21 protein-coding genes are annotated in these 19,381 nt (G+C 47.0%); 5 read left to right on the plus strand and 16 right to left on the minus strand.

Features of this window, described 5'->3' with window-relative positions; all coding sequences use genetic code 11:
• Positions 1 to 3 precede the first annotated feature (3 nt).
• The 8 genes from AC58PV_RS05560 to AC58PV_RS05595 form a co-directional block, all read right to left on the minus strand.
• Positions 4 to 453, minus strand: coding sequence for a phage tail protein (locus AC58PV_RS05560; protein WP_497431274.1), 450 nt, complete (start codon positions 451 to 453; stop codon positions 4 to 6).
• 17 nt (positions 454 to 470) lie between these two features.
• Positions 471 to 653 carry a DUF6760 family protein gene (locus AC58PV_RS05565; RefSeq protein ID WP_081787256.1) on the minus strand — a complete coding sequence of 61 codons (183 nt, stop codon included), beginning with the start codon at positions 651 to 653 and terminating at the stop codon, positions 471 to 473.
• Positions 654 to 664: 11 nt separating this feature from the next.
• Positions 665 to 1,036 carry a hypothetical protein gene (locus AC58PV_RS05570; RefSeq protein WP_068664310.1) on the minus strand — a complete coding sequence of 124 codons (372 nt, stop codon included), beginning with the start codon at positions 1,034 to 1,036 and terminating at the stop codon, positions 665 to 667.
• Between the two features lie 145 nt (positions 1,037 to 1,181).
• On the minus strand, positions 1,182 to 1,616 hold the full coding sequence (locus AC58PV_RS05575; protein WP_056612231.1) for a phage tail protein: 435 nt from the start codon (positions 1,614 to 1,616) through the stop codon (positions 1,182 to 1,184).
• Positions 1,617 to 1,657: 41 nt separating this feature from the next.
• Positions 1,658 to 3,391, minus strand: coding sequence for a phage tail sheath family protein (locus tag AC58PV_RS05580; protein WP_497431275.1), 1,734 nt, complete (start codon positions 3,389 to 3,391; stop codon positions 1,658 to 1,660).
• A 125-nt stretch (positions 3,392 to 3,516) separates the two neighbouring features.
• The gene (locus AC58PV_RS05585; protein ID WP_497431276.1) at positions 3,517 to 4,320 is read right to left on the minus strand and encodes a beta-sandwich domain-containing protein; all 804 of its coding nucleotides are present in this window, start codon (positions 4,318 to 4,320) and stop codon (positions 3,517 to 3,519) included.
• Positions 4,321 to 4,333: 13 nt separating this feature from the next.
• Entirely contained in the window at positions 4,334 to 4,912 is a 579-nt protein-coding gene (locus AC58PV_RS05590) for a Pvc16 family protein (protein ID WP_497431277.1), read from the minus strand.
• A gap of 230 nt (positions 4,913 to 5,142) precedes the next feature.
• Positions 5,143 to 7,347, minus strand: coding sequence for an ATP-binding protein (locus AC58PV_RS05595; RefSeq protein ID WP_497431278.1), 2,205 nt, complete (start codon positions 7,345 to 7,347; stop codon positions 5,143 to 5,145).
• A gap of 156 nt (positions 7,348 to 7,503) precedes the next feature.
• Here AC58PV_RS05595 and AC58PV_RS05600 point away from each other — a divergent pair, with 156 nt between their 5' ends.
• Both AC58PV_RS05600 and AC58PV_RS05605 read left to right on the plus strand, forming a co-directional pair.
• Positions 7,504 to 8,616, plus strand: coding sequence for a GGDEF domain-containing protein (locus AC58PV_RS05600; RefSeq protein WP_497431279.1), 1,113 nt, complete (start codon positions 7,504 to 7,506; stop codon positions 8,614 to 8,616).
• Between the two features lie 134 nt (positions 8,617 to 8,750).
• Positions 8,751 to 9,398 (plus strand): SOS response-associated peptidase, encoded by a 648-nt coding sequence (locus AC58PV_RS05605; RefSeq protein ID WP_497431280.1) that lies wholly within the window; start codon positions 8,751 to 8,753, stop codon positions 9,396 to 9,398.
• A gap of 463 nt (positions 9,399 to 9,861) precedes the next feature.
• Here AC58PV_RS05605 and AC58PV_RS05610 read toward each other — a convergent pair whose 3' ends face one another.
• The 3 genes from AC58PV_RS05610 to AC58PV_RS05620 form a co-directional block, all read right to left on the minus strand.
• Entirely contained in the window at positions 9,862 to 10,284 is a 423-nt protein-coding gene (locus tag AC58PV_RS05610; protein WP_497431281.1) for a DUF1284 domain-containing protein, read from the minus strand.
• Positions 10,281 to 10,856, minus strand: a complete 576-nt coding sequence (locus AC58PV_RS05615; protein ID WP_497431282.1) for an NUDIX domain-containing protein — start codon at positions 10,854 to 10,856, stop codon at positions 10,281 to 10,283. The genes AC58PV_RS05610 and AC58PV_RS05615 overlap by 4 nt, the downstream gene beginning before the upstream one ends.
• Before the next feature lie 149 nt (positions 10,857 to 11,005).
• Positions 11,006 to 11,785, minus strand: a complete 780-nt coding sequence (locus AC58PV_RS05620; protein ID WP_497431283.1) for a sporulation protein — start codon at positions 11,783 to 11,785, stop codon at positions 11,006 to 11,008.
• A 191-nt stretch (positions 11,786 to 11,976) separates the two neighbouring features.
• Here AC58PV_RS05620 and AC58PV_RS05625 point away from each other — a divergent pair, with 191 nt between their 5' ends.
• Positions 11,977 to 12,348: an iron chaperone gene (locus tag AC58PV_RS05625; protein ID WP_497431284.1), complete on the plus strand. Its 372-nt coding sequence runs from the start codon at positions 11,977 to 11,979 to the stop codon at positions 12,346 to 12,348.
• A 316-nt stretch (positions 12,349 to 12,664) separates the two neighbouring features.
• Positions 12,665 to 12,820: a sporulation protein Cse60 gene (locus tag AC58PV_RS05630; protein WP_173108889.1), complete on the plus strand. Its 156-nt coding sequence runs from the start codon at positions 12,665 to 12,667 to the stop codon at positions 12,818 to 12,820.
• Between the two features lie 226 nt (positions 12,821 to 13,046).
• Here the strand turns inward: AC58PV_RS05630 and AC58PV_RS05635 are convergent, their stop codons facing one another.
• Entirely contained in the window at positions 13,047 to 14,459 is a 1,413-nt protein-coding gene (locus AC58PV_RS05635) for a hypothetical protein (RefSeq protein WP_497431285.1), read from the minus strand.
• Positions 14,460 to 14,607: 148 nt separating this feature from the next.
• Here AC58PV_RS05635 and AC58PV_RS05640 point away from each other — a divergent pair, with 148 nt between their 5' ends.
• Positions 14,608 to 14,823: a hypothetical protein gene (locus tag AC58PV_RS05640; protein WP_497431286.1), complete on the plus strand. Its 216-nt coding sequence runs from the start codon at positions 14,608 to 14,610 to the stop codon at positions 14,821 to 14,823.
• A 63-nt stretch (positions 14,824 to 14,886) separates the two neighbouring features.
• Here AC58PV_RS05640 and AC58PV_RS05645 read toward each other — a convergent pair whose 3' ends face one another.
• The 4 genes from AC58PV_RS05645 to AC58PV_RS05660 all read right to left on the minus strand — a co-directional run bounded on the left by AC58PV_RS05645 (position 14,887) and on the right by AC58PV_RS05660 (position 19,187).
• Complete coding sequence (locus AC58PV_RS05645) at positions 14,887 to 15,975, minus strand: polysaccharide deacetylase family protein (RefSeq protein WP_497431287.1); 1,089 nt, start codon at positions 15,973 to 15,975, stop codon at positions 14,887 to 14,889.
• Positions 15,976 to 16,140: 165 nt separating this feature from the next.
• The gene (locus tag AC58PV_RS05650; RefSeq protein WP_497431288.1) at positions 16,141 to 17,034 is read right to left on the minus strand and encodes a polysaccharide deacetylase family protein; all 894 of its coding nucleotides are present in this window, start codon (positions 17,032 to 17,034) and stop codon (positions 16,141 to 16,143) included.
• 11 nt (positions 17,035 to 17,045) lie between these two features.
• Positions 17,046 to 17,306, minus strand: coding sequence for a YqkE family protein (locus AC58PV_RS05655; RefSeq protein WP_497431289.1), 261 nt, complete (start codon positions 17,304 to 17,306; stop codon positions 17,046 to 17,048).
• A 45-nt stretch (positions 17,307 to 17,351) separates the two neighbouring features.
• Entirely contained in the window at positions 17,352 to 19,187 is a 1,836-nt protein-coding gene (locus tag AC58PV_RS05660; RefSeq protein ID WP_497431290.1) for an APC family permease, read from the minus strand.
• Between the last annotated feature and the right edge of the window lie 194 nt (positions 19,188 to 19,381).

Below are 19,381 nucleotides of genomic sequence, written 5' to 3' on the forward strand. Positions count from 1 at the left end.
CGCTTATTTCTTAAAAATCGTCTTCAATCCCGCATGTACTAACTCCACCGACTCGATCGCCACATTGGCGTTGCCTGCATTGAGATCAGGTCCGTTCCATTTCACAGGAAATGCACTCGTAAATTCCCAACGGCACATCTCTTTACCCTCGACGTTGTACAAAAGAATAGAGCCATTCTTCCGACTGATCTTACCCTGTGCAGCATTACTGTACCAATCCCACAATTCACTAGAATTGCTAATACCTCTTTTGAGCACAATGTTCGGGTACTTCGTATGTTGGATCATGTAGTGTGGATGGGTGTTCAAGCCACCTTCCCAATAAGGTTTGACCTCGATCTCTGACTTCATGCCCGTTACCTCGGAGAATCCTCCGACGATCAGACCATCAAGCTCAACGAGAAAGCGAAAATTGCCACCTACATTATGCAATTTGGATGGATTCTTTGCCATTGTTTGTTACTCACCTCTTACCGAAACACATCAAACGGATTGTCTGGCTGTTTTTTACCCTCTTCGTTCAAATTACGGTTAATGCGGGAAATTTCCTCGCACCACGTACGGCGTTCACGGTGTTCCATGGACATAATTTCGTCATGCGACCAATGAAAATAATAAGCAATGAAGCCTACTTCTTCATATATTTTGTCAATGGGGTAGCCCGTTACGCCATCTCGTCCAAAAAAGACACGTCCACATCGAACTCATGCTCACATTTGGGACAGCTTGTATGAACCCTTGGCGCGTCCATTTCATTAATTTGGCGATAGAAGTTTTGCAAGAATGCTAAGTCTGCTGTGAAGAACTTCTCAACGACACGCGTATCAATCGCACGCAGGTCCCCTAAATTGGTAATGACACGTGTAAGCAAAATGATCGTTAAATAGCCTGGGTTTTGCTGAACACGTTGGTCACGCATCGGTAGAATTTCATCCGCAGCTGTCGCTAAACGCATAACACCCTTTTTGTGAAGCGTACCATTGTCATCGACATACCCTCTAGGAAGTTCAAATTCATATTCTGTTTTGAAAGCCATGTTGTTGTTACCTCCTTAAAGTTTTCTTCAGAAGACTGACTTCGTAAGCATAATCTCATAATGATGAGGCTCTAGCCTAGCCTCCTAACAAAAAGAAGAGTTAGGAACCGGAGACATACGCTCCGGCACCTACTCTAGCTAAACATTACTTCGTACGTGTCATACCTTCATGTGCAAGCTCTAAGCTCTCGATGGCAACTTCGTTCCCAGTCCCTTTGAAGCTTGGTGCTGAGTACTTGGATGGCCATGCTTCGATGACTTGCCAAGTAGCTACATCTCCGCCCTCTTCGTTGATCGCGATAATCGTGACCGTTTTGCGGGAGATTTTGCCTTGAATGGACTCTGACATCCAGTTGTACATATCCATGGAGTCTGTTACTCCCCATTTCAATGAGATGTTACCGTATTTAGCAAGACCCGGAAGCTTCCGAGGCGTGATGGTTTCGTTTCCTTCTCTGTATTCAATTACCGATAAGGAAGCATCAAATCCAGAGATTTCGCTGAATCCAGCTTGTTGAATACCTTCTACTTCAATTCTAAATCTAAAATTGCGGTATGGATCCCTACGTTCGCCAGCCATAGTATACCCCTTTCCTAATATGCGTAATATCTATCGTTAGACTATTCTTCTCTTGTTTTCTGAGTAATGCGGAAGATCACGAACTCGGCAGGTTTCACCGGAGCAACCCCGATTACGCAGATCAATCGACCATTATCGATGTCATCTTGTGTCATTGTGCTGCGACCAATATTAATGTAGAACGCTTCCGAAGGACTTCCGCCCATCAAAGCACCATCTCTCCACACACGCGTTAAGAACGCATCAATTGTCCGCTGTACACGTGCCCAAAGCTGTTCGTCATTCGGTTCGAAGACAACCCAGTTCGTGCCGTTCTTGATGGACTCTTCGATAAAGATGAACAAACGTCTAACGTTCACATATTTCCATAAACCGTTCGACGATGTTGTACGAGCACCCCATACACGAATACCTTGTCCAGCAAAATGACGGATCAAGTTAACGCCTTGTGGGTTCAGGATATCTTGTTCGCCTTTGTTATATTGACAATCCAAGCCAACTGCACCGCGCACAACTTCATTCGCAGGCGCTTTTTGAACGCCACGGGATTGGTCAGAACGGGAGTAAATACCGATAACGGAACCAGATGGCGGTATGTAAATGTTACGTTTGTCTAATGGATCAAATACTTGCAACCATGGGTTGTACATCGCTGCATAAGAGCTGTCAAAGATGTTGCGGTGTGTCATAACGTCCGCTACTTTGGTTTTCTCGCGTGGAATATCGAGAACCGCAAACCGGCTGCCCAAGTTTTCACAGTGCGCTACTAGGGATAATTGAACTGTAGGCTCAGTTACACCAGGAATCGCAATGATGGACACAACATCGTTATCGATGAAGGACTGAATCCCTGTACGTTTACCAGGACCACGATCAACACCCATGTAAATATCAGGCGTTACATTCGCGATAGAACCGTTGCTGCCGCCAGACAAAGCGATTTGGAATTTGCCAACGGATTCGTTCTCGCCAGAAAGCACCTCGAAAGGAGCAATTGCGCCAAGATCTTGACCTTCAGTCAAATCCTTCACCGTAATAATGTTCGAACGGGAAACGATTTTCTCAATGTGATTCGCTGCCGTAATGTTCAGGGATACCCGCTCATACGTCTCAGCTTCATCACCGTAGAATACGTGAAGTGTAAATTCACTTGTTGTCAACACTTTAGCAGGTAGCAATCCGCTATCTACAACATCACCATCAAGTGCATCAGACAATGAGATAATGTTATCTTGGGAAGCTACTACTTTACTGTATTGCTTCACACCTGCAGCTTCATAAGCAACTACGTCGCCTACGTTAAAGCCAGCATTGTTTTTCACACGATATTGTGATTCGCCTAGCACTTCATAGATTTGCGTCTTAGCTTTGCTAGCTGGCACAACAACAATACGAACTTGGTTCCCCCATGTTCCAGGGTTCTTGGAAGCAATTTCGATAATTGCCGATTCTTTATTCGAAGCCGCTTTGTTCGTTGCTACTTTCGCGTCAGTTGGCGCTACACGCATAACGAAACAGCGATTACCTCCGTTTAAGTAGAAATGCTCTACAGCATAAGAAAGGAAACGATATTCGCCGAATTCATTCTCGGACAAGTAGCTCCCGAATAAACGGTGGAAATCAGCTACGCTCGTAACCAGTTGAGGGACACCTTCAATTTCCCCTCTTTGCGCAAGCCCTATAAACCCGGCCGTACTTGTGCTTGCACCTTCAAGCGGTTGTGCTCCGCTGTCAAACTCTTCCACATAGACTCCAGGTGATAAATAGTCAGCCATTGTTCCCCAGTTCAGTCAGATGGCACTGCTTACTTATTAATATGGCCAAAGACATGAAACCAGTTCTCTCCTTTCTGCTTGTCATTTTGTATAGAAGATGGACGTGTCCATTCTACTAATTAGGGTTACGCGAGTTGTATCGTGCCAAGGTTAGTGGTTGTTCCTTCTACTACTGCGAGATCCTTGATCGTATGCTCGCTATTCGCCCCATATTGAATTACCAATTCGGTATGAAACGTTGGAATTCGATTGCCTCGAAAAGCAATGGCGACCTCTCCTCGTTCCGTACTGCGGGTTTCCTGAATGGGGAGCAGCAAAGCACCGCGCATATATGACTGCGTCAATGGACTCGCTAGCCGAAACCGTTTCTGGTGCTCCAGTACTTCGGAAATACGGATGTCTTCCTCTGCTGGTTGGGAACCTCTCCCGCGCAGCAAGTACGCATCACCAACTACGATGCCTCCTGTAAATGAGCCTAATGTCATTTCACTAGCACCTTTATCGGCTTGATCGACCATTACTCGCGCGCGCGCACAATCTTCTGTCAAAACGGTCGATTGTAAGCGAGCATCGCGAATCGGGGAACCAACTGCGTTCTGAAGCATGAAGCGAATCAGTCCTGCCCCTTGAGAAAAGGGGTACGAAGGTAACGGTTTCATTTGAACAACTTCAATAAAATTGTGTGTATTAACCGTGATGTTTGTTTGTTCTTGAAAATAATATTCGCTATGTACCGATAACCGGTATTCGCCGGGGGTTAAATCATTAAATATATAGGAACCATTCGTTTTGCGAATCGCTTTCGAACGGGAGCCTTCTAGGTGAACTGTGGTCTTGTTGCCAAGAGGAGCTTGAGAGGTGAGTGCATCAATCACACACACAACCAGGGAAACACGGGATCTTAAATGTGATATGCGTATCTGATCCACGAGTGGAATCCTCCTAACCTTGAATGCGAAAATCGGTTTCCGAAACCCTTTTTGTTGTTTTGATACGTGTTGAGTCAATATGTACAGGTCCAACCGTATAAGCGACTGATAATCTGTATGGGGTGTCTGAGAAATTCCACATATTCATAATACTTTCGCCTTTGAAAGGGTCCATAATGATACGAACTTCTTCATCTTGCTCAGCTAATGTGCCTACTGTCATCGAACCTCGAAGGATGGAGTGATCGTAGAATACCTGCATGGCTCTACCTAGAATGCGATGTTCATCTAACGCTCTAGATGAGAGTTCAGCTGGCGACTGCACGGTAAGCAGATAACTTAAATCGACTACCATAGGAGGAAACTGAATTTCGTTCGTCCCTCTAGCAATCATATGCGTTTGTCGATTATTGCCGCTTTCACGAACGTTATATAGATAGAGTGAAAGATAGAAATCCCCTTTATCTACAGGTGATGCAAGACCAATCATTTCTGGCTGTGGGATAGGATCTGGGGTCATGTTTTCTCTAAGTAGCTTAACTAAAGACGCACTTACATCAGCGATCACAGAATAATTGCCTATGAGTGTCACTTCCTGCCTCTAAATACCTATAATTCATGTAAAAAAGATGCTTAATCTGTCACTTTGTGTATCTTTTTCTATTATAAATGTAAACCGCCGGGTTGACTATAGGATTCTCGTATTTAATTTATCCTTTTGTCCCGGAAAATGACGATTTTTGGCTGAAAATCGGCGTATATAACCGACAAAGGATAATTCCACCTAAAGTGAGATTATCCTTTGTCTACTATTTCACTATTCTAGTAATCCTCCCACTCTTGTCGCGCGAGGATTTTACCCGATTTCTGCAGCTCATGTCGAATTGATTTGATAATATGCCCCATGCGGATGGGTTCACCCGATTCCGCGGCCAAGAATGCAGAAGAAAGAACGACATTCTTGATGTTCCCTCCCGCAATCTCGTATCGCTGTGCAAGATATTTGAAATCAACATCATCGCTAAGGGGAGCCGCTGGCGGAAACATCGACTGCCATATTTTCTCCCGGTATTCACTATCCGGAAATGGAAATTTAATGACATAATTGATCCGCCTTAGGAAGGCCTCATCAATGTTATTTAATAGATTGGTAGCGAGCACTGTGATACCTTGGTACTCCTCCATTTTTTGAAGTAAATACGCGGTTTCAATGTTTGCGTACTTATCGTGTGAATCTTTCACTTCGGAACGTTTACCGAAAAGCGCATCCGTTTCATCGAAGAACAGCACCGCATTGCTGAGTTGCGCTTCTTCGAAGATTTCATGCAGGTTTTTCTCCGTTTCACCGATGTATTTACTGATCACCTGCGAGAGATCAACCTTGTACAACTCCAGCTGCAAATCGCCGGCTACAACCTGTGCTGACATGGTTTTCCCCGTGCCCGGCGGGCCGGCGAAGAGCATGCTGAGCCCCTTGCCGTAGGCCAGCTTCTTCTCGAAGCCCCAATCGTTGTACACGACGCCACGATACTTCACTTGATTGCACGCGTTGCGGAGCTGATCCTTCTGCTCTGGTGGGAGGATGACATCCCCGAACCCATAGCGAGGCTCAATACGCGTCGCTTTGCGCTCCAGCTTGTGCTGCACCTGCTGGTAGCACGCCTTATACAGCGCGTCGCTGCGCAGCGACGCGCCCATACTACCCTCCCCGGCAGCGGCTGCCTGCCAGGAGGAATACCCGCGCGCGAGCGTCAACGCGCGGTGTATTTGCCCCGGGGTGAAGCGGAATTTGCCGCTCATCACCCGGTAGTCCACATCCGCGCCGGCGCCGATCTCCTGCGCGAATGTTTGCCAAAGGCGCTCGCGCCCGCCTTCGTCCGGCACGGCAAGTTCATGCTCAAGGAGCAGCCGCTCCTTGGGCTTCCAGCTTAGCCGGCCCCCCCGCCCGGCCAACAGAAAGACCATGCCGCCATAGCCATCGAGCTCCTCATGGAATCGCCCGAGCCGCTGCTGCGCGGCCAAGTCCGGCTCTGCGGGGTAAAGCACCTCTAGCCTGGTGAAGCACAGGATGGCTTGATGAAGAATCGCTTCGCGAATAATAACGCTAAGCTGCTCTTCAAAACTCGCCGCATGCAGCTGTACATCAGCAAGATCTACTAACAACAGCGGCTTATGGAAGGAGCGGCTGAGATGCTTCACTTGCAGTTTTTTGCCTGCGCCGGCATTCCCCCAGATATGAAAAGCAAGACGTTTGCGTTCCGCTGCCGGTACTTCGTACACGTCTGTAATAAAACCACGCAGCCGTTGTTGGAAGTCTTCCTGCACAAGCAGAGGTGAGATCTCATCATCCGGATAGATGATCTGAACGGCTGGTTTCAATTTGGGATCAAGTTCACCCGAATCCAGCAAGAAAGTCACAATCCGCTTGTCCAGCTGCAAAGGTCTGGATAACAATGTTTGCACACTGGTGACCAATGTATCTGGGTGCAGCACATAACGTGCCAATCTACCGTCAGGTGCCATGAAGGTCGTACGCGCAGCCCGCATATCCTCCGGACTTGGGCAGGCAATTTGCAGCGCCAAGCTAATATTCGGCGTTTTGTTAGTTAGATCGTCTAGTAGAAAGCCAAAAATCCGCTCATATTTTCGATCTAATTCTACGGCAAGCCCTAGCATGACGATCCGTTCTTCTATAGAAGAGAAGCCGAATACAGTAGATAAATAAGCCAAAGGCAGGAATGTACCCGCTTTGCGGCTTTCTGTAAGGCGGCTCTCAATAGATTTTTCGAGAAACGCTATCATACCCAGTACGTCTTGCTCTTCCTCATCGATCTCTTCTTCACTATCAACCCCGCCAATGAGACGAATAAATTCGTCCTCCGAAACAAACATTCCGCGGAATGAATCCGTTTGTGGATCTGGCGTAAGCTTTTGACGGCGCTTATAGAGAAGCTCCAGCTTCTTATCTAGCAGTTGCAGCTCATCCTTATAATGCTCCCATGCATGGACATACCCTAGTGCTGTCATAGGCCTCCCCAATGACTATATAGATTTTTACAAAACATTTCGTTTGACCTCATGATTAATAGCTTGCGTTAAGAGGGGGTTATTCTTTACAATATCAGGATAAGGCACAATTCATTTCGACACCTACTGCCCTGAAAGGAAAGTGGCCACCTTTTAATGGAACAATTTCCAGCACATGATCCAACTTGGAATCGAAAACTCATTCTAACGTTATGGTGGATCCTCATCATTTATGAAGTAGCTGCTACGATTGCTCTAGGCTATGAAATTACCCTGCAGCCATCGAATTGGTGGAATAGCTTTATCCGTTTTCAACTTCTCCCTACGACTTTACAACTTCTTCTTATGGGCCTAGGTTATTTGGCTATCCACTATTTGAAGAACTATAGTGAGTTTATCATGATCGTATGGACTATGACCATGGTTAGTATTTTCATCCTTTGTATCCCTGAAATGAAACACAGTTATGAGCTGCTTTGCATGCCGATTTTATTAGCCTCGATCTATTTTCATAAAAAATATGTTGTTTTCGCATTCGGTCTCGGTGTTTTCTACTTATTCATTCTATTGCTTGTACCGATGCTACAAGGACAAACCACAAACCCTTACGAAGTTATTGTTTCTTTGACCTCTTTGACTGCTACTTCCATGCTTTGTTTTGCCATTATGAGCCGTGGGCTTGAACTGATTGCCAAGCTTAAACACTCCGTCATACGCGAGCAAGATTTGCTAATTCGCAACGTCATGATTGACCGTCTATCCAAGGTCGATGCCCTTACCGAATTGTTCAATCATCGTTCTTTTCAGGAGCATACCGACCATCTTATCTCCCATATGCCCTCTGATACACCCTTGGAGCTTGCTTTGATGGATATCGATAATTTCAAACTCATTAATGATAATTATGGTCATTGGGTTGGCGATGTTGTGCTCAAAACGATCGGCTCCATTCTCAAAGACGTGTTGGGCCCTGATGATATGTCCTTTCGCTATGGCGGCGAGGAGTTTGCCGTGTTGTTCGTAGGGAAATCGCAACAAGATGTGCTAGCCATTTGCGAAGAAATCATGGAATCCGTACGTGAAACGATCATTCCTGAAATGCCGGATCAGAGACTGACGATGAGTATTGGGCTTGCCACCTATAATCGGAATACGATGAAAAAGGCCTGGTTCCAACTTGTCGACGAATGCTTATACACTGCCAAACGCAACGGCAAGAACCGCATACATGTCCACGCTGCCGATATTCAAATGCCTCTAGCTGAATAATCTTCCCGACCAGGAGCCAAGTGCTCCTGGTTTTTTCATTTAAACCGCTGTGGAAAAAAGTGTTATCCCTCATACATGAATTGGCTGCATTAGGAAAATAATGAGAAGAACCAAAATCAAATGAGGTGCTAACCATGTGTCATTCCATAGCCATATTGGCTGATGTTCACGAAGTCATGAAGCAATTCCGCGTAGATCGGCTCTTATCTTACAGTTCCAATCGGTATGAGGTGCGCCCAACTGAATCAGTTTCGGCTGTAATGATCAATCGCAAGGGGGAACGTCTATTAGATGAATTCCGCTGGGGTTTGATGCCTTTCTGGGCGAAAGATGCCGTATGCGGTGATCGCAACTCCATTTTCTCCAATATCGTGTTCGAGCGCATCGTCAAAAAACAACGTTGCGTCATCCCATGCAGCTCTTTCTATGTGGGGCGGACGGAGGGTAAAGAGACGGAGTGGATTCGTTTCAAAATGCGAAGCGGCACGTTCGGCATTGCTGGGCTGTACGACATTTGGCAAGCCCCATCAGGGGGAGAGGAGCTTCGTACGTGTATGATGCTTATGACGGAATCCAACTCCGTTGTCTCGCCGTACCATGCAAGCATGCCAGCTATTCTTGATGAGGAAGGGATGGAGAAGTGGCTGCATCCCGATCAGAAGGACAGTCGTCAGTTAAGATCCTATCTACACCCTATTGATGAGATGCGGATGGTCGCTAATATTCTTAGTTCCCCAGCTGAGAAGCTGGAAATGGGATCTGACGTCAGTATTTTTGTATAAGCCCAATGTCTACTGAATAAGAATTAGTTCCTCCAAGAAATTTGTGAAGAGAGAACGAGGCTGTTTCAAAAAGTCGATGCAGACTTTATGAAACAGCCTCTTCTTTTGCCCGCGGTAGAATAATCTGCTTCCCGAGACTGTCGATTTACTCTTTATCGAGAATCCCTTTTACAGCTATCGTTTACGAAGTTAACGTTATGAAACCATCTTATTTGTTCGTCAGGCAGAACATTCGGGCGAATAGCGATATGACACAACGTTATTTCAGGATAAGTAGCCGAATTCAGTCATTCTAGTCGAATAACGTTATTTCGTAACGCTAATTTGTCGCAGAACATACATTTGGAGTGAATAGCGTTATAGCACCTTATTTGAAATATGATGTGGCCTCGATATATGAATCAACAGTCTCTTCCCGCAAACGAACTGGATTCTCTCCATCAAAGCTCGAATCCGCACGAGTTTATTTCTTGGGCACAGGCGGCAATACGCCACCCTCCCCTATAATCCGAACGCCTTCTGCACAAACGCCATAAGGCTCCCAACGGCATGTTGCACAGAGATTGCTGATATCTGTGGGCCTTACTTCTAGCGCAACTTGGCCGCAAATGGTGGACCAGGACCGCTCCATCCCCACCTCCAAGCCTAGCTTGGCAACAATCTCCGCATCCCGTTGATACACCGTGCGGTTCTCGCAATGCGCAACTTCATCCTTCGGAAATTCCGCACACAGATCATCGGGTCCGAGCACAACGCGAATCATCGTCTCAGGCTCTGTGCGCAGTTGTTCATACACCGTCGTCATATTTTCACAAAACGCTGGGGAATACCCCATTCCTCGGTAGCCTAACAAACAGAGCAAGTGATGTCCGCGAAGCCCAATCATACGTTGCTAACCTTGGGTACACGGTACAAGCCGTATCCAGCCATCGGTATGACAGGTTCTTTATCCTCTATAAGACCATCCCCTTTGGCATGCAGGGCAACATCAATGAGCCATTTGGTGAAATCTGCCACAGGCATGGAAGCCATTTCTTCTAGGCTGTAAAAGCCTGCCGCATCTACCTCAACGCCATCTGGCTGAGGGATTCCACTTATGTAGGACATTTCGAAAGCTATGTACACATTATGTATGCTTCTAGGCAGATCGCGCACAGCAACCAGTCGTGTGACCGATGCCTCGACTCCCGATTCTTCCATAACTTCTCGCACAATCGTATCTTGAATTAATTCATGCTGCTCTATATAGCCGCCAGGGTTCGTCCAGCGCCCTTTTCCCGGTTCTTGCGCTCTACGCACAAGCAAAATCTTCTCATCCTTCATCACAAGTGCACCAACGCCGATGCTATAGTTCCCCCAGTGAACAAAACTGCACGATGTGCAGGCCCGTCTCTCCGTTCCATCCACATCACGCGTCTCCATGGCAGCTCCACAGCTCATGCAAAATTTGGCTTCCATCTTCCTCAGCTCCCTTGGTCAATCATCGTCTAATCATCTATATGCAAGGATACTGCGAAAGATGGACATAGGCAACCCTATATTCATCATAAGATACGAGAAAAAAGCCTCTCCCCAACGGGAAAGGCCTCTTCGCGTTACTTGACATCTTATAAGTATCTGCGGATCAATGCAGCTAGTTCATCGGCAACGTAGCCTGTTCCGGCATCTAGTTGACTACGGTCGAATCGTACCCTTACAAACCTTTCATCCGTACCTGTCGCTTCGGCAAAAATGCCGGCAAGACCGCGAGCTCTGCGATCAATCTGCAGCAATAAGTCGACACCATCTTCGTCCGGGAAAAAGATTATTTCCAACTCATCCAATTGGCCCCGGAATTGCATCGTTGGCACAAATTCGAATTCTTGTACGAAAGGCAACCCGTTCTCCCTGCCGATAGCTGGTGCGTATTCACAAGTTACCTCGCGAAGTCGAAATCCAAGGTCATTCACAGCCTCCAATACCACCTCGGAATACGGATGTGGGCTGACCTGGAGCTGGTCTTGATCCTTCGGATCCCGTGCTTCTGTGATATCAAGTCCTGTTTGAATCCATACAGGGGTTCTTCCTAACGTTGCTGGCGTAATGTTGGGCAGCTGGAACGAGACAGGAAACTCATAGACCTGCTCCGCCTGGACGGTAAATTCACCAGTAAGCTGGAATTTGGCAACGGGAGCTTCAACTTGCATCTTGGTATCGTTCTGCTCCTTCACGTAACGTGTCATTACGAAGGCATATACGTCATTAATTTGCTGATCGACGCGCCCTCCTTGAATTCGGACAACGCCGCTGATTTCATCACCGGCATTCACTGTATCTTGATGAAGCATGAGATCCACTTGGGCTGCGCCGATTCCGACGCTTGCGAGCATTCGTTTGAACATGGACATGTGTAAATTGCCTCCTTGTCATTCGTATACTCATGATACGACGTGAAGCCCAAGTGGTTTCATATTTGCCAGCTGCCCACCTTACGTTACGTTAGGCTCAAGTGCTATTATATAAAATTCATGTTATTCTTCTCGTAACGAGGAAATACTTATGGCCTGTGAAGTACATCACTTGAATTGGAGGGAATATCATGGACGTTTTCGCAGAGTTTGTAGGACGTATCGATAATCCGCAACATCGGGAGCGAACGGAAGAAGTTTTAAATTGGGTAGCTAAGACGTTTCCGAATTTGGAGCCAAAAATCGCATGGAATCAGCCCATGTTTACCGACCACGGCACATTCATTATCGGCTTTAGCGTAGCGAAACCTCATTTGGCTATAGCCCCTGAAAAGGCAGGAATTCTTCAATTCGCTGATGATATTGTACAAGCTGGCTATGATCATACCAAGGAGTTAGTGCGGATCAAGTGGAGTAGTCCAGTTGACTATTCATTACTTGAGAGAATGATTGCGTTTAATGTGGCGGATAAGGCAGATTGTTCAACTTTTTGGCGGAAATAAGCGTACATGCTCTTCTAGATACGCTGCTCAGTTTTAGCGCTGTGGGGGCAAAAATGCGAAAATACACTTATTTTCAGAGGAAACGGCTCCGGATTGGCAAATTGATGCAAAAAGGCACCCTTTTGGACCGAAATGGACCAAATTTTCGAGTTACGGCAGTAAAGGTTGCCTTTTTGCACGCATTTCAGAAATAGAGGAGAAATCTGCCTAAAAGGGTGCCTTTTTGCACTTTTCGTGTGGTACTGGCGCATGTTCGACATGAGCTATTTATGCGAAGTATAATGGAACAAACGACCATTTAAGCGAGGTGAATACAATGATTCAAGTTAGGGTGTTTTCTAGCTCGAATAAGATGCTTGTTCAAGATGATGCCAATAAATTCTTGGCGACATTGCCAGACTCATCCGTTGTTGATGTTAAGTTTTCCTCAGCAGAAGGCACTTTTGATATCTTAGTAACTTATAAATCATAGTTCGGGCGTGCGGACGGTTCGGGCAACATGTATGGCTCCGGATTACGGTAGCGGTAGGTAGCGGTTGTAGTTCCAGCAGAGGGCATCGGGTTTGCGTTACTGTTAGCACTGGTGCGGTCTCTGGTGCATGATTCAGACGCTGAGGTTAAAAAGAGCAAAGAAGCCCCCGCCACGCGTGGCTTGGGGGGCCTCTTCTCTATCGTCCGCTTCCTTACGTCCTCGCTGCTTAAACCATAAACATCGCCACGATCGTTGTCACCGCTAAGCCGATAAGCACAGGCTTCAGATTCCGTCGCGCGAGCTCGAACGGACTCACGCCGCAGATCGCCGCGGCCGGAATAAGCGCCCACGGGATCAAGGTGCCGCCGCCGACCCAGATGGCGGCCACTTGCCCTAGCGCAGTCAGCACCGCTGCGCCAGAGCCAATGGCGGTCGCGAAGAGCTGCGCGATGGAGCCCGCCAGGGAAATGCCCGAGAAGCCGGAGCCGTCGAGGCCAGTAATCGCGCCGACGACGGTTAGCGTCACGGCGCCGATGGCCCCATTCAATGGCACGACGCCTGCAAGGGCCACGCCGAGATCGTTCACGATGCCGTGTGAACCTTCGGGTAATATTTTGCCGAATAGATCCGTAATCGCGGAGTCACCTAGATAGAAGAACGCCGCTATCGGGATGACGGGGCCGAAGACTTTGAAGCCAAATACAAAGCCTTCTATTAAATAGGAAGTAATTTTCTCCACACCTGCATTGCGATGAGCGATTAACGTGACCGCAATAAGAATAAACACCGCTGTACCGCCCACGAGAGCGGTTGCATCACCGCCTTGCAGATTCAAGACGAACATCGCAATAACATCCAATGCAAACAATATCGGAATTGCAATAGCTAGAATTCGTTTCAAACGCTCCCCGATCAGCACTTTACTCTCTTCATCTACAGGAACAAGCCCGCCGCTTTCTTCTAAACGGCTATCGACGAGCCCGCTGCGCCATTTGCCATTCTTCATATCGCGCCGCATCAACCAGAAAGCTGTGATCGTTGTAACAAGCCCCATCACGATGACGAGTGGCACACTCGCTTCCATAACAGAGGATACCGGCAATCCGGCTGCATCTGCTGTCAATTTGGGCGCCCCTTGGATAATGTAATCACCCGACAGCGCAATCCCATGTCCGAAGAGGTTCATCGCCATCGCGGCACCGAGTGCCGGCAATCCCACGCGAACAGCAACTGGCAATAGCACAGCACCAATCAGCGCAACACCAGGTGAAGGCCAAAAAAACCAAGACGTCACCATCATGATGATGCCGATTCCCCAGAAAGCGAGTGCTGGCGTTCTTAGAAACTTAGTCAGCGGCGCCACCATCGTTTCATTAATCCCCGTCCGAATCAGAACACGACTCATGGCAACGATAATCGAGATGATCATAATCGTCCCCATCAACTCTTTGGTCGCATAAATAAAGCTGTTGAACACACCCGATACAGAGCCGCTCAACGTTTCCGTCGCCAACAACCCTAATGTAAAAATACCCACCACACAAATCATCGTCGTATCTCTGCGTTTAACCAGAAGCGTAAGAATAAAACCAATAAACACTAAATAGACCCAATGAATCGGTAAAAGTTGAATATCCATCCTGCACCACACACCCTCTCAGCCCAAGCACAATTGGTGCTACATTCTATGCTCGGCTAGGCGTAGGCGTTCATCTCCATTCGGGCATTTTGCCACCTTGTGGTACAATAAAGGGAACAATATTTTTGACGTTAGGGGAATGCTCACCATGGCCAGAAATCAACGTTTATTTACCGATGCAGATTTTCAGGAGGCGATTGATCGGCAAGCGGTTGTTCGTATATTCAAAGATGACCATATCGTCGATTCCAACGCAGTTGTTCTTCGCTTTAGTGATACGACCGTCGTCGTGCAAACACATGTCAGTGACTTGACTTACTATGACCGTGGGGCTTGTGATTTTTTTGAGATGAAAAGAAGGTAGACCACCCGCTTCATAAAATGAAAAGAAGCCGCTTCAATAGCGGCTCCTAGCTTTCATTTCACTTTATTTTTTATGATATAATTTCATTTTCCACATCAAATCGTCTTCAGATACATACGCGGCACCCGCATGAATTCTATAAATCTCCGTGCTTCCCTTATGATTAATCCCCTCTTGGGTCGTAAAGAAAAGTTCAATCCCCATTTCCTTCCCTACCTCAAGCACGGTGTCATTATAAGCCCCGAACGGAAACGCAAGCAGGCGATACTGAGGTCCAAGCTCTTCCCCGATCCGTTTCTCCGCCTTTAACAAATCCTGTTTAATTCTCGTACGATACTCCGCATCGGTTTCTAATCGCTGTTCCGCTTCTACATATATAGGGTTGGTAAGCATTGGCATTAATGTATTGGAAGATCCTGTTCCCGCTTTGACCTTGTCATGATGATCGTATGTATGAGAATAGAAACTCATTCCGTTCTCTTTCATTTCTCTCATCTGATCCCATGTAAGACGCGGCGACTTCGGATGATCGATGGAATCCACAACGATAAATTTGGTAGCATGAAAGCCTAAGCGAAGTAATTCGGGGTACGCCTGGGTATAAAATGATTCATATCCATCATCAAATGTAATTAAAACGGCATTTTGAGGAACCTGAGCCCCACTCTTTATAAAATGAAGAAAATGCTCCATGGAGATGACATTGTAACCTTCTTTTTTCAGTCTTTGCATGTGACTTATAAATCTTTTTGGAGAAATGGTGATGCCATTTTCTTTCTCATCAATGTGATGATAGGTCAGTACAATGACTTTGTCTGTGTAATAAACTTTTTGTTTACTATAATCTTCTTGATTAAAAGAGAGTGCATGTGCTTGATACTGCTGGGGTTGTTGTTGCGTTTCCAGTTCTAGCTGCTGTAGGGCTTGTTGGACTGGTTGAACTGGTGGGACTGCTGGTTGCACAGTTGACGGGTCATAAGAAGGTACCAGTTGTTCTTCGCTTATAAGCTTTTCTGGCAGTAGGGTCTGCTCTAAGGCCTTCGGCGATGCCCCAGCCCCAGGCAATACAACATAGAGGCATAATAAAACGATCGAAATGGACAGAGCGGCAAATCCCACACTCGTTGGATTCCCTAATTTCTGTATGTTCATGCTGGCAACAACCCCATAGATGAGAATGTAATAAATACGAAGATAGTAACATGAAAACGCTTTCTTGTAAACTTTTTATTACACGTTCTCCTCCTATTTCACTAGGCCGAATAACCCATCGTTCCGTAAAAATTGGCTAGCTCACATTCAAGGTTGCAGCTTACCTCAAGGCTGAGCAACTGAAGCCAGCTGCACAAATCGAAAGCCCGCCTTGCGCAGCTCGGGGATCGCTTTGATGACGCCTTCCGCGGTATCTTTCTCCGGATGGTTCATATGCGCGAGCACGATGGAGCCGCTTTGGGCCTTGATTAGCGCTTTATATACCTGCTCAGTATTGTACGTCGCTCCTGCATCCCCGAGGACGTTGTATCCCGCGATTTCGAAGCCTATATCATGAACGATAGACGTAGCGACTTCATCATAGAAGGCCGTGCCTGAGCGGAAAAATAAAGGACGTCTACCCGTCAGCTTCTCAATCCCATCCGCGTTGTCTTTTACTTCACGAATAACGTCAGTGACATTCTTCGTTCCAGCAATACCGTAAGCGGGCTTGCCCGTCACAGACAATGGGCGGTGCTCTGTTCCGTGGTTTTCAATCTCGAATAAGGGATTCGCAGCTAAAGTGGCAAAGATGTCAGGATTAGCCCCGATCCACCTTGCATTCATAAACAATGTCGCAGGAATGTTTTCCTTGATTAAATAGTCGATCAGCTTCTCGTCGTAACCGCTCCCCAATGTCCCCCCGCATGCATCGAAGGTCAAAGCAATGACTCGTTCCTTCGTGGCCAACTGGGTTAGCACACCAGGGACATGTTCGCCCCATTTGGTTGGTATGCTGGCAGCATAGCGGTTGATCAACTTCTTTTCCAAGGACGCAAATGTTGGGACTGATGTTGGATCTGGTGTCGGTGTCACTTCCGGTGTTGCTGCAACAACTGGTATTGGTGTCACCGTTGCCAAAGCCACTGGATCAGGAGCAGCGGTTGGTGTTGCTACAGCAGCCGATTCCCCACAACCTGTAAGCGCACTCATCACGCTCAAAAAGAAAAGGAGGCACATCGTGCGCCCCCTCATTTATGTTTGCGCCAGTCTAATTTACTTTTCTCCAACTGGTAGGCAAAATCGTTCTCAAGACGCTTCTCTTCCGCCTTGCGAGCCGCCTCTGCCTTCGCTCTCTCTGCTTCCTTCTTCGCTTGCTCTTCCGCTTTCATCGCGTCAGCCTGGGCTTTGAGTCCTTCCAGTATTTCTGGACGCAGCAGATCCTTCAGCGTTGCTGGTTTATCTTGCACGCTAGCCGCAGCTGGCGTCACTTTAGCTTTCTTTTTCACCATAATAAGGTCACCTCATCTACAAGTTCTCCCTATTATTGTACACCTCTATTGATGTAAATGATACGGTACTGTCGCTACAACGATATCCTTATCGGCTTGCAGCTTCGAACGAATGCGTGCCGCAGATTGATTATGGAGCAGACGGTGCCACCACTTCTTCGGCATGAATTGCGGGAGAATAACCATAATCGACTGTTTCTCTGACACATGCGTATCGATGCGTTCAATGAATTCAGCCAACGGCTTGAGAATCGTCCTGTATCGGGATTTGAACACAACAAGTCGCACGCCTGGATCCCAGATCTGCCACTTCTCCTGCATCGATTCTTCATCCTCATCCGAGAAGGAGACATAGAACGCGATAACATTAGGCGAAAGCGATTTGGCATAACTAAGGGAATGCTCTACCGCTTTGTGAATCCCAGCCACGGGAACGATAATAACAGGTTCTTTGGTACATACACGGTCTTGCGTGATATCAATACGCAGCTGTTTGGCCACGTCGTCGTAATGGTGACTAACCTTGGTAATGAGCCAGAGGAGGATCGGTGTAATGATAATAACAATCCAAGCACCCTCGCTAAATTTGGTAACGGAGAAAATGATTAGAACGGCAAGGGAGACGATGCCGCCCAAGCCATTAATGATCAGCTTCCCGATCCAACCCGATACGCGTTCTCTGAGCCATTTACGAACTAAACCTGTCTGAGCAAGTGTAAAAGATAGAAATACGCCAATCGCATAAAGCGGAATGAGTGCATCGGTTTTACCTTTAAAACCAATCAACAGCAAGCTGGCTAATACGCCTAGCGTAATAATGCCATAGTGGTACGAAAGCCGATCCCCACGGAAGGAAAACATGCGCGGGAAGTTTTTGTCCTGGGCCATGATCGACGCCAAGATCGGAAATCCATTGAAGCTTGTGTTCGCAGCAAGTACCAAGATAAGCATCGTCGCGATTTGCGTCGCATAGTACATGGCGCCTCGGCCGAAGGCTTGCTCCGTCACCATCGATAGAACCGATGTATGGCCGTTATGATCCGGTGCCACGCCATACCCTAAGGCAATCAGGGTTACCCCACCGAAGACGATGGCCAATAGTCCGCCTAGAGAGAGTAGTGTGCGTTTGGCATTTTTGACAGATGGCGTCCGAAAATGTGGTACGGCATCGGAGATCGCTTCGATCCCCGTTACAGCTGAACAACCGGACGAGAACGCCTTGAGAAGGACGAATAGCGTTAATGAGTTCGTCGCTGCGCTTGGAGCGAATTCGATCGCATGTGTATTCATGGATCCTGTTAGCAGATCGAAAACACCCTTACCTACTAACAATAGGATACACAGAATGAAAAAGTACGTTGGAATTGCGAATACCGTTCCCGATTCGGAAGTTCCTCGCAAATTCAGCCAGACCATGATCCACACCAGCAAGATGGTAAGCGGAACGATATAGGGTACGGCTGATGGAAAAGCGGACGTAATCGCTTGAACACCAGCCGAAATCGAAACCGCCACGGTTAAGGTATAATCGATTAGCAGAGACACACCTGTGAGACGTCCCCACACCATACCTAAATTCTCTTTGGTAACCATATAGGCGCCGCCACCCATCGGGTACGCTTCGATCACTTGCCTGTAGCTGAGCACGAGCAATAGAATCAAAGCAATGATCGATACCGCAATCGGCAACGAGAAGGCAAAAGCAGCAACCCCTACGGTCGCAAGCTCTAACAGAATCTGCTCTGTCCCATACGATACGGATGATAAGGCATCGGACGACAAGATAGGGAGAGCTTTCCAGACAGGCATTTTCTCCGACTCAATCTCACTCGACTTTAGTGGCTTACCAAACATAATTTTTTTCAATGAATCACTCGTCATTTCGCAATTGCTCCTCCAAATTAAATCGAATCGTACGCATCACACACAATAAACGGCCACACCTTCATCCAAAGAAGGGAGCGTTTTGCGAGATATATAGCCAAATTAATGTGTGACATCTATATAAAAATGCTATACTCCTGAAAATGGACGCAAAAAAACACAAGGATAGACCTTGTGTTTTGAACACATGT

The sequence above is a fragment of the Paenibacillus sp. J22FR83 genome, from assembly GCF_059691955.1.

What these genes read in the sequence shown, in the direction of transcription:
- AC58PV_RS05630 (WP_173108889.1), top strand. Translation starts at nt 12,665, where the DNA reads ATGATTCAAGTTAGGGTGTTTTCTAGCTCGAATAAGATGCTTGTTCAA.
- AC58PV_RS05615 (WP_497431282.1), bottom strand. Translation starts at nt 10,856, where the DNA reads ATGGAAGCCAAATTTTGCATGAGCTGTGGAGCTGCCATGGAGACGCGT.
- AC58PV_RS05605 (WP_497431280.1), top strand. Translation starts at nt 8,751, where the DNA reads ATGTGTCATTCCATAGCCATATTGGCTGATGTTCACGAAGTCATGAAG.
- AC58PV_RS05625 (WP_497431284.1), top strand. Translation starts at nt 11,977, where the DNA reads ATGGACGTTTTCGCAGAGTTTGTAGGACGTATCGATAATCCGCAACAT.
- AC58PV_RS05575 (WP_056612231.1), bottom strand. Translation starts at nt 1,616, where the DNA reads ATGGCTGGCGAACGTAGGGATCCATACCGCAATTTTAGATTTAGAATT.
- AC58PV_RS05560 (WP_497431274.1), bottom strand. Translation starts at nt 453, where the DNA reads ATGGCAAAGAATCCATCCAAATTGCATAATGTAGGTGGCAATTTTCGC.
- AC58PV_RS05620 (WP_497431283.1), bottom strand. Translation starts at nt 11,785, where the DNA reads ATGTCCATGTTCAAACGAATGCTCGCAAGCGTCGGAATCGGCGCAGCC.
- AC58PV_RS05650 (WP_497431288.1), bottom strand. Translation starts at nt 17,034, where the DNA reads ATGTGCCTCCTTTTCTTTTTGAGCGTGATGAGTGCGCTTACAGGTTGT.
- AC58PV_RS05610 (WP_497431281.1), bottom strand. Translation starts at nt 10,284, where the DNA reads ATGATTGGGCTTCGCGGACATCACTTGCTCTGTTTGTTAGGCTACCGA.
- AC58PV_RS05655 (WP_497431289.1), bottom strand. Translation starts at nt 17,306, where the DNA reads ATGGTGAAAAAGAAAGCTAAAGTGACGCCAGCTGCGGCTAGCGTGCAA.
- AC58PV_RS05640 (WP_497431286.1), top strand. Translation starts at nt 14,608, where the DNA reads ATGGCCAGAAATCAACGTTTATTTACCGATGCAGATTTTCAGGAGGCG.
- AC58PV_RS05595 (WP_497431278.1), bottom strand. Translation starts at nt 7,347, where the DNA reads ATGACAGCACTAGGGTATGTCCATGCATGGGAGCATTATAAGGATGAG.
- AC58PV_RS05600 (WP_497431279.1), top strand. Translation starts at nt 7,504, where the DNA reads ATGGAACAATTTCCAGCACATGATCCAACTTGGAATCGAAAACTCATT.
- AC58PV_RS05580 (WP_497431275.1), bottom strand. Translation starts at nt 3,391, where the DNA reads ATGGCTGACTATTTATCACCTGGAGTCTATGTGGAAGAGTTTGACAGC.
- AC58PV_RS05570 (WP_068664310.1), bottom strand. Translation starts at nt 1,036, where the DNA reads ATGGCTTTCAAAACAGAATATGAATTTGAACTTCCTAGAGGGTATGTC.
- AC58PV_RS05660 (WP_497431290.1), bottom strand. Translation starts at nt 19,187, where the DNA reads ATGACGAGTGATTCATTGAAAAAAATTATGTTTGGTAAGCCACTAAAG.
- AC58PV_RS05635 (WP_497431285.1), bottom strand. Translation starts at nt 14,459, where the DNA reads ATGGATATTCAACTTTTACCGATTCATTGGGTCTATTTAGTGTTTATT.
- AC58PV_RS05645 (WP_497431287.1), bottom strand. Translation starts at nt 15,975, where the DNA reads ATGAACATACAGAAATTAGGGAATCCAACGAGTGTGGGATTTGCCGCT.